This window comes from Variovorax gossypii (assembly GCF_003965815.1).
In the GTDB taxonomy this organism is placed as follows: domain Bacteria; phylum Pseudomonadota; class Gammaproteobacteria; order Burkholderiales; family Burkholderiaceae_C; genus Variovorax; species Variovorax gossypii.
The window spans coordinates 335,261-347,467 of sequence record NZ_RXOE01000005.1 but is presented as its reverse complement, the minus strand read 5'-3'; the positions used below and the strand labels follow the sequence as shown (position 1 = coordinate 347,467).

At 64.3% G+C, this 12,207-nt stretch carries 17 protein-coding genes; 10 read left to right on the top strand and 7 right to left on the bottom strand.

Features of this window, described 5'->3' with window-relative positions; translation table 11 throughout:
- Positions 1–106: 106 nt before the first annotated feature.
- The 3 genes from EJP69_RS20445 to EJP69_RS20435 all read left to right on the top strand — a co-directional run bounded on the left by EJP69_RS20445 (position 107) and on the right by EJP69_RS20435 (position 1,609).
- A complete protein-coding gene (locus EJP69_RS20445) occupies positions 107–547 on the top strand; it encodes a hypothetical protein (protein WP_126472294.1) in 441 nt (146 codons plus the stop codon).
- 150 nt (positions 548–697) lie between these two features.
- The gene (locus EJP69_RS20440; protein WP_093307979.1) at positions 698–1,036 is read left to right on the top strand and encodes a hypothetical protein; all 339 of its coding nucleotides are present in this window, start codon (positions 698–700) and stop codon (positions 1,034–1,036) included.
- 222 nt (positions 1,037–1,258) lie between these two features.
- Entirely contained in the window at positions 1,259–1,609 is a 351-nt protein-coding gene (locus tag EJP69_RS20435; RefSeq protein ID WP_126472292.1) for a hypothetical protein, read from the top strand.
- Between the two features lie 425 nt (positions 1,610–2,034).
- Here EJP69_RS20435 and EJP69_RS20430 read toward each other — a convergent pair whose 3' ends face one another.
- The 3 genes from EJP69_RS20430 to EJP69_RS20420 form a co-directional block, all read right to left on the bottom strand.
- Entirely contained in the window at positions 2,035–2,421 is a 387-nt protein-coding gene (locus tag EJP69_RS20430; protein ID WP_093208656.1) for a hypothetical protein, read from the bottom strand.
- Between the two features lie 289 nt (positions 2,422–2,710).
- A complete protein-coding gene (locus EJP69_RS20425) occupies positions 2,711–3,217 on the bottom strand; it encodes a DUF4189 domain-containing protein (protein WP_126472291.1) in 507 nt (168 codons plus the stop codon).
- A gap of 64 nt (positions 3,218–3,281) precedes the next feature.
- Positions 3,282–4,331, bottom strand: coding sequence for a helix-turn-helix domain-containing protein (locus tag EJP69_RS20420; protein ID WP_126472290.1), 1,050 nt, complete (start codon positions 4,329–4,331; stop codon positions 3,282–3,284).
- Positions 4,332–4,646: 315 nt separating this feature from the next.
- Here EJP69_RS20420 and EJP69_RS29540 point away from each other — a divergent pair, with 315 nt between their 5' ends.
- The 6 genes from EJP69_RS29540 (at position 4,647) to EJP69_RS20390 (ending at position 8,682) form a co-directional block, all read left to right on the top strand.
- The gene (locus EJP69_RS29540; RefSeq protein ID WP_093208794.1) at positions 4,647–5,489 is read left to right on the top strand and encodes a PASTA domain-containing protein; all 843 of its coding nucleotides are present in this window, start codon (positions 4,647–4,649) and stop codon (positions 5,487–5,489) included.
- Positions 5,490–5,665: 176 nt separating this feature from the next.
- Positions 5,666–6,295 carry a hypothetical protein gene (locus EJP69_RS20410; RefSeq protein WP_206169364.1) on the top strand — a complete coding sequence of 210 codons (630 nt, stop codon included), beginning with the start codon at positions 5,666–5,668 and terminating at the stop codon, positions 6,293–6,295.
- Positions 6,296–6,317: 22 nt separating this feature from the next.
- Positions 6,318–6,965, top strand: a complete 648-nt coding sequence (locus EJP69_RS20405) for a hypothetical protein (RefSeq protein ID WP_126472287.1) — start codon at positions 6,318–6,320, stop codon at positions 6,963–6,965.
- On the top strand, positions 6,941–7,576 hold the full coding sequence (locus EJP69_RS20400; protein WP_206169363.1) for a hypothetical protein: 636 nt from the start codon (positions 6,941–6,943) through the stop codon (positions 7,574–7,576). The genes EJP69_RS20405 and EJP69_RS20400 overlap by 25 nt, the downstream gene beginning before the upstream one ends.
- Positions 7,577–7,588: 12 nt before the next feature.
- Positions 7,589–8,158: a DUF4189 domain-containing protein gene (locus EJP69_RS30005; RefSeq protein ID WP_126472286.1), complete on the top strand. Its 570-nt coding sequence runs from the start codon at positions 7,589–7,591 to the stop codon at positions 8,156–8,158.
- A gap of 23 nt (positions 8,159–8,181) precedes the next feature.
- Positions 8,182–8,682 carry a DUF4189 domain-containing protein gene (locus tag EJP69_RS20390; RefSeq protein WP_093307969.1) on the top strand — a complete coding sequence of 167 codons (501 nt, stop codon included), beginning with the start codon at positions 8,182–8,184 and terminating at the stop codon, positions 8,680–8,682.
- A 548-nt stretch (positions 8,683–9,230) separates the two neighbouring features.
- On the opposite strand, the gene EJP69_RS20385 is transcribed toward EJP69_RS20390, so the two are convergent.
- From EJP69_RS20385 to EJP69_RS20370, 4 genes are all read right to left on the bottom strand, one after another.
- Complete coding sequence (locus EJP69_RS20385) at positions 9,231–9,650, bottom strand: type II toxin-antitoxin system RelE/ParE family toxin (RefSeq protein WP_093208672.1); 420 nt, start codon at positions 9,648–9,650, stop codon at positions 9,231–9,233.
- A gap of 5 nt (positions 9,651–9,655) precedes the next feature.
- A complete protein-coding gene (locus EJP69_RS20380; protein WP_093208675.1) occupies positions 9,656–9,973 on the bottom strand; it encodes a type II toxin-antitoxin system Phd/YefM family antitoxin in 318 nt (105 codons plus the stop codon).
- A gap of 741 nt (positions 9,974–10,714) precedes the next feature.
- Complete coding sequence (locus EJP69_RS20375; RefSeq protein WP_093208678.1) at positions 10,715–11,044, bottom strand: type II toxin-antitoxin system RelE/ParE family toxin; 330 nt, start codon at positions 11,042–11,044, stop codon at positions 10,715–10,717.
- Positions 11,041–11,298: a type II toxin-antitoxin system ParD family antitoxin gene (locus EJP69_RS20370; RefSeq protein ID WP_093208681.1), complete on the bottom strand. Its 258-nt coding sequence runs from the start codon at positions 11,296–11,298 to the stop codon at positions 11,041–11,043. The genes EJP69_RS20375 and EJP69_RS20370 overlap by 4 nt, the downstream gene beginning before the upstream one ends.
- Positions 11,299–11,618: 320 nt before the next feature.
- Here EJP69_RS20370 and EJP69_RS20365 point away from each other — a divergent pair, with 320 nt between their 5' ends.
- Positions 11,619–11,978, top strand: a complete 360-nt coding sequence (locus EJP69_RS20365) for a DUF2958 domain-containing protein (RefSeq protein WP_093208684.1) — start codon at positions 11,619–11,621, stop codon at positions 11,976–11,978.
- Positions 11,979–12,207 lie beyond the last annotated feature (229 nt).

Here is a 12,207-nt window from a genome sequence, read left to right as displayed (position 1 = left end):
GCATGCTGGCCGGAAGACCGGGGCATCGCCTGGCGCCCGCGTGGTGCTTCTACCCATCGATGTTCTTCTGCCAGGGGGCCGCTGGTTGTACACAGGAGGCTTAAGGATGAAGCGACTCGACGCAATCCCCTGCTTGCTGAGCGTGCTGGTACTGTTCGCGCCATCGGTCCATGCGAGCGGACATTTGCCGCTGCGCCAGACGCCATCGGAATCATTCGCCAGCTTCGACGCCTGCGTGGATCGTCTGCGACAGCTGCATGCACAGGACAAGATCGGCGCAGACAAGGGGTCTCAGCCGATCGAGAACGGCGCAACGCGCGAAAAGATCGTCGATACCAAAGGCGTCGTGATCGACGGACGCGATGCAGCACACTACAACGCAGAGATAGGCTGGTCGGTTCGCTCGCCTGGCGGCGACGCCGCCGGCAATCGCTGGATCCAGAGCAACTACACGTTCGAGCGCTGGACGTGGACCTGCAGCGGCACTGCATTGAGCGGCACGATGGAGGGCGGCTTCACATCGCCGTCGTTCGAACCGCTGCGCTAGGAGGTGAGCCATGGCATATTGTTCAACGGTAGCTCGTTTGCACGGCAGTTGTACTTCTTCGCTTGCGGTTCGCCTCCTCGAGTGAGACGTCTTGATGTCCCCGCATCGCTCGCATTGCAGCCGCTGCAAATCCAAGCAAAGTCAACTCCTGTGAAAGCAATTTTTCTTGTCGCGGCACTCTTCGGTTCAACGGCGTTTGCCACGAAGCCCGTCATTTCGGTTTACGAGGGTCTGCCCTGCCGCACGGTCCTTGGGCATCAGCGAGACCCGTCGGTCCGCGCCCAGTTGCATCAGTACACGCGCGGCTATATCTCCGCATACAACACGTACAACCCACAAAGGATCTACCCAGACCTCTCTGAGAAGATGGTCGTGGACCACGTGGTGAAGCATTGCCGGAAGAACCCCGGCTACGGCACGCTGAACGCGATCAGGAGCATGGCGCTCGAACTTGGAGCTGCGGATTTCCCTCGCTCCAAGGAGCCATAGCTTCACTCGATCTATCTCAAGAAGGGAAACGCGCGGAATCCTGTTGCCCGGCACGAGAAAGTCCGTGATTTGCGCGAACAACTTGCCCGACCAGGCTCATGCGATGCCAAGTCGCCCGGGGGATGCAAGGCGTCCACCGCGTGTGATGAACGTACAAGTCCGACGACACGCCAAGCTTACGGCCAGCGAAACCCCCCTATTTGCTTGCAGGAAGGCCAGCCGATGCCAAGACTCGCTTCGCCACCCATTCCCACGAAGCTTTTCGAGTTGCTCAAGGACTATCCGGAACAGATCGCGCGGCTGCAGAAGGTGCTTGACAAATTCGCGGACCACGCCGCACCAAGGCTGCAGCCATTCGATGAAGCCATCTGGTCGCTTGAAGATGAGCTGGCAGATTTCGCGACCCAGGCACACGACGAACGGCAAGCGGCAGAGGCCAGCGGCGACACCGCCGCGATCGAGCGGGCGAGGGAAAAGGAACGGGCGATGCTCCGGGCGCGCTCCAAGGCCCGCTGGCTTGGCCATGACGGCTTTTGGAATTGCTTCCAGGAGAACAAGGAGGTGTCCGAATGATGCCGCCAGTGGACCGTTGGACGAGGCCCCACCAGGCTCACCGGTCGATGGACCTCGAATTTTTTGCAGGAGGCAGGTGCGATGCCTAGACTCGCTTCCCCACCCATTCCTCCGCGGCTGTGCGACGTGCTCAGGGACCATCCGGTGCATCTCGAACAGTTGCAGCAGGGGCTCAACAAATTCGCAGGACGCGCCGAGCCGAGTCGGCCCCTTTGAAGAGGTTGTCTGGGTCATCGAGCCGGCATTGGATGCCTTTGTCGTCAACGCCATCAAAGAACAGAAAGTGGCTGAGGCATCTGGCGAGTCCGCCGCGATTGCCAAGGTACGCACGAAAGCTGCGGTGATGGCCATCGCCGGTGGGAAGCGAAATGTTGAAGCCGCGCGCCCTTCAGGATGCAGCAGCGCACGGGCTGGTGCGCCATGCCTTACCGAGGTGAGGCCGGATTCTGCGCGCGCGGCACAAGAATGCCCCGCTCGATCAGCAGCGCCAGCAACCCTGTGTAGGTCGGGCAGGCGTGGCTGGCATTGCGGGCAAGCGCGTCGTCGATCCCCGCCCTGTCATCACGCATACACGCATACTGCCTCGCATCCGAGGGGTGCAATTGAGCAAACGCGCCGCACAACTGCACGAAGGCCACGACCTCCTCGAACATCTTCGTGTGTATTTCCATGCCGACCATCATGTCGGAGGTGTATCCGCACTCGTTGTCCACCTTGGCGGCATAGGCGCGCAGGTCGTAGCGAGGTAGCCAGGGCGGATCCAGCCCGTCCAGGCTGCTGGCGATCTCGTCAATGCTGGCTGTCAGTGTCATCGTGCAACTCCTCTGTGACGCCCGAAAGTGATGCGCCCCGGAAAGGTCTGTGTACCTTGGGGGCGGACATCTCTACTTCGGTTGCCTTGGCAAGCTGAATGCGGTGCAGCCACAGTGCAGCTCGGTGCACCGGTCGCTTGGTATCTCTGCGTCGACCCAGCCTGGAGGACGGGGCTTCCGAACGTGTCCGGCAGTGTTGATGCAAGCCACGCAACCAGCCAGAAGGATTTTGAGTCGCATCTTTTCCACTCTTCGTAAGCCATGACGCTGGCAGTCTCTGGACAGAGACCTACGGCCAGGAGTCCCGTCTCGGCAGGCTGCAATCGGTGTAGTACACATGGCATTCGGTATCGCCATCGCTGCGGCAGACCGCCATGGCTCTCTGTATGGCCTCTTCCTTGGTGCCGGCGTAGGCCGTACTGAATCCACGACCCCCGACGATCATCGCTGCGCATCCATTGGCATAGGAAATCTGGAGCTTGCAGGGCGCTCCCCCCTTGGCCTGGCAATCCGCCAATGCCTTGCCTGCGGCACCTTGCTCGCTGCGCTCCCCGGTGGCAGTCCCGAGCACACCCTTCACTCCATCGGTGGCGATCGCCCCCCAACGAGACCCCAACTGGAGGGGGGCGCCATGGTCGTTGGGCTTGGGGGATTGCTGCGAATTGGGTGCGGGCCCGCAGGACGTCGCGCTATAGGGGATCCAACCCGAAGGGCAAGCCACCTGCGCGCGAGCCTGGGGACCGAAGAAAAGCACGCTCTGCGAGGCCAGGAAAAATATGAGGAGTGCTCTTTTCATGGTCTTGTGATCTCTTCGCTGCCGTCAGCTTCAGAATCGGCCGGTCGGAACGCTGAACACCCGATCAGTTGTTGAGCACACCGAATGGCAACGTCCATCCAGGAAGGCTGCTCCCCGCGTTCAATGGGACCTGACCGTAGGGCAGAAACGCCGGGCCTGAGCGGCGCTCCATTGTCTCCTTCGGCGTATGACCGAACTCGGCCTTGAAAAGACGATAGAAGTACTTCTCGTCCGAGAAGCCATGGCTCCATGCGATCTCCGCAATTCGCACATGTTGACGCTGAGGGTCACTGAGCACCTGATAGGCATGACGCAGTCGCCTGCGCCGGATCTGCCGCATGATCCCGCCGTCTTCCTCGAACAGTTGATAGAGCTTGGCCCGCGACACGCCGACGTCCCGGCAGATCCGCTCGGGCGTCAGATCAGGCTCCAGCAGGTGCGCATCGATGTGATGCCGGATCCGCTCGAGCAGGCCCCTGCGGATGGGGCTGCTCGCCTCGTGAATCGCCTCGACCGTTGGCGAAACGGCGGCAGCCATGAGCAGCAACGTCGACTGGACGACGCCGGGCACGTCCTTGTGCTGCAGGCTGGAGAGATTGCGAAACAGCGACAGTATCTGATCGCCCAGAAGCCGGCCGATGCCGCTTCCGAGCGTTCGATCATGCAGAAGTGCAGCAGAGCCGGGCAGCAGGTGCCTGGGCACGACGACGCTGATCACGTCCCCGGCTTCGACCATGCAATCGTTGATCTGCGCGACATCGTAGAAGAACAGATCACCGGACTTCTTGATGGAATCCGGGCCCATCGATCGACGGGTCACTTGCCCGTTGAGCAGCAACGTAAAGCGAAAGGATTCCTGGCCGTCCAGTCGGATGCGCCGTGCGTTGCGATGGACCGCGTAGGTCAAAGGCCGCGGCCGTTTGGGCCAGCGTCTCCCCGAGATGACCAGCGGGCCGAGTGCCGCGCCGGTGGCTTCCGCATCGAATGCGCCGTAGCCGTCATCCTCGAACCTGCAGTCGCAGAGGTTGTCCTTGACCCAGAGGTGAAATCGATCCCGCTCGGGGTAGTCGACCGTGGAAAACCTGAAGACAGGAACGGCGTCCGACTCATTCATGGCAACGAGCTCTCTTCTCATGACCCAAGCATCATCGCCGAGCGGCGTTGCAACGCAGGCACGCTGCGCCAGGAACATCGCATCCTGTGAGCCTGGACGGCATCGAGGCATGCATCGGATATCTTCGCGGAGTCGCGACATCGAGCGCGCATCCTAGTCCCGCACTTTCGGGACCAAGGTGCAATTTCATCTACATCAGGTGGAAACTGGACGCCGCCATACCCGCTACGCTTCGACAATCGTTGCGTCAGCCACGCCTCGAAACCAACGTCTTCCCAAGCTCTCCTCATGCTGTCACGCCCATTTCCGAACCTCATGGATGCATCTGCCGTGTTGGGGGCTGCGTTCACGCTCAGCCTCGCACTTTCGCTGCCGGCGGCTGCGCAACCGAATGCACCAACGGATGCGTCCGCACCGCGCGTGGCGTCCGACCTGAAGGACATCCGCATGAAGGCGATCGCCAACCTGCCCAAGGCGGGCGGCAGCGCCAGCGACCGCGACGGCTGCCCGTGGCGCGTGATCCAGCCGAAGTCGGCGGCGGCGCGGCTGGTGGCCGCACAGGGCTGGGCCGTGATGGCGGACCTGCCGCTGGGCGCCTACCGCGCCGTCAGCTTCGCCGGCCAGATGGAAGCCGGCACCAGCGGCACCTGCAACATCACCCAGGGCAACGTGGCCGTGTTCGACGGCGACAAGCTCGTTGCGCTCGCCTACGGCAAGTCGGCAGACGACACCGCCATCGGCAACCTGACCGCGCTCGAAGGCGGCGCCGTGCGCGTGTGGGACGGCGACATCGTCGGCTCGCCGGTGGGCGATCTGCATGTCGAGGCCGACGGCACGGTGCGCCTGGGCAAGCTGGCCGATGAAGAGTCGGTCTGCAAGGGGCAGGCCAAGGTGCCGAACGTCTACGGTATGCCGATCGACAAGGCGCGCAAGGCGTTGGCCGACAAGGGCTGGAAGCCTGTGCGGGGCGGGGCCAGCCCTGAACCCAGGCAGGCCGCGCTGGTCAGACGCGGCATCACCGAGGCCGAGTCCTGCGCTGGCACCGGCCTCGCCTACTGCGACTTCGGCTATGCCGGTCCGGCCGGCAGGCTGACCCTGACCACCGTGGGCGAGAAGGACCTTCCAACCGTCTCGGACTACGACGTCAAGTGCCGCTGAATGCGCAGCGCCTTCGCTGACTTCATCGAACCCGAGGAGCCCTTCACATGCAATGCCTGTCCGCGCGCGTGCGTCGCACCAGCCTGCGTGCCGCATCGGCTGGTGCCTTGCTGATCTGCCTGAGCGCGTGCGAGCCCGCTGCAACATCGCCTGCATCGCCGCCTGCCAACTCCACCATGGCCCCCGCAGCCACCCCTGTCCCGGTCAGCGCCGAGGCATCGTCCCTGCAGGGGTTGCTGGGCGTGCTCGGTGGCCAGGCCGCTGCTCCCTGGGCAGCGTTCGACAGTGTGGCGGGCGTCCGCTGGAGCGACGCGAAGCCGCTGGACAACCCCGATACCGTCTCGCCCGACGCCACGCACTATCGCGGCGGCGACATGCTCCTCGCCGGCTTCGGCGAAGTGGATGTACCCGATGGCAAGGTCGGTGCGCAGGCCGGCGTCAAAAAGGACAACGAAGGCCACGTCGGCGTGGTGCTCCACGGCAATGCGAGCGATGTGCTGTCGATCGCACTGCAGAAGTTCTACCCCAGCGACGACACGCAAGGCATCCTGCAGCGGCAGTTCGGCAGCGATGCCGCGGTCAAGCCCATTGCCGGCCGTTGCACGCTCGACGATGGCACGAGCGCACCGAACACGCAGAAGAACGCCTTCTACGAGCTGGGCATCCCCGGCATCGCCATGCCGCTGTTCGCGGAAACCTATGTCGATGAAGACGGCGGCAACCAGGGGCCGGGTGTCACGAACTTCGTTTTCTATCGAAACAAACCGCTGCAGCGGATCGCAGGCATGCAGTGCAAGGCGTCCTGACCCCGAAAAGGAAAGAGCTCCCGTGCACCCAATCCCTTCACGCATTGCCCTGCGCAGTCTGCGCGCCCTCGCGATGTCGGTTTCGCTGCTCGCAAGCGCTGCATACGCCCAATCGCCGCAGACGGCGCCGGCCAACGACACGCCGCTCAAACTGCTGCTCGGCGATGTCGTCAGGCAGGCCTCCTACAACCCCTACGCACCGCAGCCCGGCATTCGGTGGACGAACGGCAAGGATGCGGGCCCCGAAGCCGAAGGCACGATCGAGCTGCCCGGCGCACCCGGCAAGCCGTCCGTGCAGGCTGTGCTGACCATCGAGCGCGATGCGAAAGGCCGGACCACGTCGGCTGGCGTCTTGATCCCGCCGGCCGGCCGGCAGAAGCCGACCACGCAGTTCCGCGAGATCCTGCGGCAGCAGCTCGAGCCCGGCGTGACCGTCACGCTGCTCGCCGACCACTGCGCGTGGGACGAAGGCGGCATGGCGCCCTGGAGCAGGGACGTCTTCATGCGCCTGAGCTGGCCCGGAGAAGGGCGCCAGCTGTTCGCGCGCGGCAGGCTCCAGGCCTGGCCCGATCCTGCTTCCAGTCCGGTCCATTCGGCATTCTTCTTCGATGCCGACGATCCGTCGGCGCTGATCAAGCAGATGGGTTGCCAGCGCGCAAAGCAACCATAGAGAACGGCTCGGTCATGCGTCATCGCACTGCGTTGCCTTTGCTGCTCTGTCTGCTTCTTCAGCCGGCCGGATGGGGTCATGCCCAACCGGCCGATCGGGAGCAGGAGATCGAACCGCCGGCGCTGACCCGGCAGGTCCCGCTGCGCTTCAAGCGCCACAACTTCCAGGCGCTGTGCTACGACAGCGTCGGCTGTACGGTCGTCTACAACGGCCACCAGCAGGCGCGGCAGCCCGACGGCAAGGCCTCGCCGCCCAAGCCCGCAGACGACAACGGCAATGCATGGGGATCGACGGAACTCGGTATCCGCAACTTTCCTGGTCCGGCCGAGGTGCGCTGGACATCGAAGGACGGTGCGACGCACGAGGCGAGCGTCGACATCGGCCGGATCTTCCGGGACGAGCTGGTCTGGCATGCCGTTCCCAGGGAAAAGATGACCGACTTCCACGCAGGCCCTGTCGCCGGCGCGCCGGATATGTACCTCGAGGTGGACGACCGCACCATCAGCGTCTACACGGCGATGTTCATTCCGACGCGGGACGAGCAGATTCCCGGCAACAAGGACAGCAATTTCCGCAAGGACATCTTTCTTGTCTGGCGCAGGACTTACTGAGGAGGGTTGAATATGGCCAGGAAACTGCATGAGCGAGACACATGGTCCGCATCGGGATCTCCGGTCACCATGAGATTCCTCCTGCCCCTGCCCCTGCCCCTGCCCCTGCTCGTCTGCCTGTTCGGCATTCAGCCGCTCGCTCACGCGGAGGGCGGCTGCCCCGCCGGCACGGTTCCCGAAGGCGGCCCGGGCGCGTCCTCCTGCCGGCCTCTTCCTGGTCCTGGCCAACCGGGGGCGCAGGCCCCGTCGGGGCCCCGGAGCGTCACGTACATCGAGCGATGGGGGGCCGTTGCGATGGACACCCACGCAACGGCGAATGTGGGCGCTTCGCATGACAAGTCCAGCCGCACCGAAGCAGAAAGGATCGCCATGGAGAACTGCCTCTCCCTGGGTTCCAGGAAGTGCGAGCTGATCTCGACCTATTCCAACGGTTGTGTGGCATTGGCAGAGAGCACCGCTCACTTTGGAATCGCGAGCCGGCCCACACCGAGCGACGCTCAGGGCGCGGCGATGAAGCAGTGCGACGAAGCTTCCTGCAAAGTCGTTTTCACCGACTGCAGCAAGGCAATCGCCGTTCGCTGACCTGCAGAGCCGACCCGAGGTAGATGTCGATGAGAGCGCAAGTACTATTGCTTTGCTGCGTGCTGGTGATGAGCACTCAGTCTCATGCAGAGGGCGGTTGCCCAACTGGCATGGTTCCCGAAGGCGGGCCAGGCACGTCCTCGTGCCGGCCTCTTCCTGGCTCCGGCCAAGCCGGGGCGCAGGCCTCGTCAGGGCCGCGAAGCGTCACGTACATCGAGCGATGGGGAGCTGTCGCCCTGGACGCCCAGTACACGGGCAACATCGGTGCGTCGCGCGACAAATCCAGCCGACCCGAGGCGGAAAGAATCGCCATGGCGAACTGCCTTTCCCTGGGCTCGAAGAAGTGCGAGCTGGTCTCCGCATATTCCAACGGATGCGTCGCGCTCGCGAAGAGCGACACGCACTACAGCGTTGCGAGCGCACGCAAGTTGAGCGAAGCGGAAAGCACCGTGCTGGAGCTGTGCGCCGATACCTCCTGCAAGGTCGTCTACAGCAGGTGCAGCATGGCGGTGCCCGTTCGCTGAGCCGCCAGGCAAGCCAGGGATACCCCGCATGAAAGTGGCAACCCCATTGCCCTGCTGCCTGCCAGGCACGGGCGCGGGCGCGGGCACGCAGCTTCACGCGGAGGGAAGCGGTCCTGCCGGCATGAGTCCCGAAGGCATGGCGAGCACGTCTTCGTGCTGACCCATGCCGAGCACCTGGCCGTGGTTCTCGTGGAGGGCTGGCCAGTCCGGCCGGGGTCCAGCCGGTCGCGCATGACGCTCAAGCGCACGGCCGGGTGCCTGTGGCCCACGGTCGCCGGCCATCCGGCGCCGTGACGCGGTGTAGCCGCGATCTCGGTCCGACGCGCTTTTCTTGTTTTCCTTCTGCCTGCCTCTCGGTGTTCGTGCGGCGTGCCGAACGAGCACCGGCAGGTCGTACGGCCCCGGCAACTTTAGAGTGCTGTCGTATGCCAACAAGGCCCAAGAAAGACGCCGGCGGACCCTGCGGGCGTCGGTGATGCTCCTGACGCCGTGCGGCAGGCGACCGGCAAGGATGGGCCTCTGACCGGCATCCGGCGCGGTGCCTGCGCCTATCTGTTCCTCGCAAACAGATCGCACCCGAGCTGCTTCTGATGTTTGACGGCCAGCAGCTGCTCGGCGCCCGACGGATCTGACCTGGTGCGCAGGTGGACATAGAGCACCAGATGATCGTCCATCGCGTATTCGCGAATACGCGCATCCCGCCCGAGCCCGGACAACTGGGAGACGATGCGTTTGCCGATTCTTTCGGCTTCCACCGAGTCGACGGATCTTTCCAGGAACAGGCGTCCCATGCCCGGATGCCGCTCCAGGTTGGGCACCACCGTCTCGGTCAATGCAACCAAGAGACGGTCGTAGCCTTCGATGAAGCCGTTTTCCAACCAGTACGTCTCGATAGCTTCCAGATTCCGGGCGAAGCTCGCTGCGTATCGGACGTTGGCTCGAGGTTCATCGCCGTCGGCGTCCCGCATTTCAGTCAGTCCTTGTCGCGCCCGCCGGTCGCCGTCCTGCGCTTGCGCTTCATCAAGGCGCTGAGCCCCGCTCTGGCGTCAATGGTGCGGCCGGCCTTGACGTCGGCAAGGCCTTTGTCCACGTCTTCCAACAAGAGCAAGTGGACATGCGCGCGTTCCAGCCGGTGATAGTGATCCAGTCGCTTGATGTCAATCACGGCGACCGCCGGTTCACCGTTCTTGGTGATGATCTTTTCCGCACCGTTCTGGACTTCCAGCACGAGATCGGACAAATGTGTCCGAGCCGTGGAGAAGGGGACGATGTCGCGCACCGAGATGACCATGTGAGTCTCCTGGGACTTTAAGTGCTCTTTATTTTGCTCAAAATAAGGTTCTCTTGAATTGTTGAATACGGCTGGATGGCCCGGCTTGCGAAGAACCTTGCCCGGGTCTTCGCCGTTGCGGATGACGATGGGCCAGATGAGCGCCTAGTGGCAGCCATGAGGTCCACGGTGCGTTGCCGCGCCGCCTGCGGATCGAAGTACCGGCGCGCCGATGTGCCAAAGCAAGGGTGCGTGCGCGCCGTGCTTGTTCTTGCCGGTCTTCGGCATGCCGAACACCGGGAAGGGGGCGCCGCTTCGTGCTCGGCGCGTGCCGCGCGCCTGCGGCGGGCCCTGAGCGCTGCGCTGCCGCGTGAGCCCGGGGTGACGCAGGCAATCCCGCCTGCGCGTCACTCAGGAGCTCCTCATGGCTTCATCCGTGCCTCTCTCCGCTGCGTCGGCTTTTTCTTCTTCCTCCTCCTCTTCGTCCTCGTCCTCTCCATCGACCTAAGCCCTCGTCGCCAGGAAGTCCCTGTCGCGGTGCCCCTGAAGGGATCCGTTCCGAGCGGGGCGCGCGGTGCGCGTGCTGCCCGGATCCCGGGGAGCCAGAAAGCGGGGGGAGCAGAGGGGGAGAAGAGGGTGGGGGCGGTCTTGCTGGTGCCTTCAGCGTTGCACGGCGTTCTCGCCGTCAAGGGCTGCGCGCAGCGGCTGGGCGCGGCGCTGGCGGCCCTAGGGGCCGTCTTCGAACCAGGCCTTGTCAGGCCGTCAGACCTCGCCCGGTACCCGCATCCGCGCAGGAATGTCCTGCTGCCCATGCAAGACACGCCACACATCGATGTGTGGCCCGTGCTCGACGTAGAAGACCAGGTGTGGATAGCGCGTCAACGGCCAGAACCGCAGCTCCGGCAGATTCAGTTCGTGCGCGTACCGTGGTGAGCCGGTGGACGGGTGGCGCGCAATGTGCGCGTAGGCCTCTTCCAATGCGTCGATGAAACCCAGCGCGGCATGCTCGGCATCTTCGCTCGGGTAGTGCTCAATGATCGCGTCTACGTCCTCGTGGGCTTGCGCGCGCGGGACGATCTCCCTGGCTTTCACTTGCGCGCGCTGGCCTTCGGCTTGCCGGCTGCACGAACCCGGTCGCGCAGCGTCTTGAAGTACGCCGCGTCGGCCGGCCTCCCAGGCGCTGACGCGGCCCCCTCGAGCAGCAGGCCACGAAGATGCACACGCTCCTGATCCTTGCGGATCAACTCACGCACGTACTCGCTGCTGGTCCCGAATGCGCGCGTCTCGACTTGTTCGTCCACGAAGGACTTGAGCGCGTCGGGCAGGGAAATGTTCATCGTGCTCATGGCGTGATGATAGATTTGATGGCAAATTTTGGCAAGAATGACCTGAATTGAACCCGAGACGGCGCGATACGCCTCCCGCCCATTGTGTAGGTCTCAGGCGCGGCTCGCTTCGTCGAAGAGAAACAAGGCGGCAGTGGTGGTGCGTGGGGCTGGCTTGCTGGCTCCTTCATCGTGGCACACCGTTCTCGCCGTCAAGGTCTGCGCGCGCCTTGCGGCGCGCTGGCGGCCCTAGGGGCCGTCTTCGAACCCTGACCGCTGCGCTGCGGCGTGCCCGCGACGGTACTGGGCAATCCCGCCCGCAACCGTTCAAGGAGAACGCCATGGCTGCTTCCAGTTTTTCATTCCTCACCGACGCGCAGTTCGCGCAACTGCTGGCCAACGGCATGCCCTCGTGGGCGCAGGCGGAGTTCGATCCGCTGCCGGTGGTCAAGCTGTTCACGCCCGATGCGGGTGCCACCTGGCTGCTCGGCGCGATCGACCCCGGGGACCCTGATATCGCGTTCGGCCTGTGCGACCTCGGGATGGGCTTTCCGGAGCTGGGCTGCGTACGCCTGTCGGAGCTGGCCGGGCTGCGTGGCATGCTGGGGCTGCCGATCGAGCAGGACCTGCATTTCCGCGCCGATCGGCGCCTGAGTGCCTATGCGAAGGTGGCTCGCAGCGCGGGGCGCATCCAGGCCTGAGGCGCGTGGAAGGCCCTTGAAAGCCTGGCCGCCGGCATGCCCGGCGGTTTTTTCTTGAGCGTCCGGGACATGGCGCAAGACGACAGCTCAAGATGGTGAGAGAGGGGCCGGGAGAGGATAGGTCCAAGCGGGAGGGGCTCGCCTGTGTCGGGTCAGGGTATCACGCGGTTCTCGCGTTCAAGGCCCTGCGCGCGCACGTGCGTGCGTGCTCAGCGCGTGCCGCGCGCCT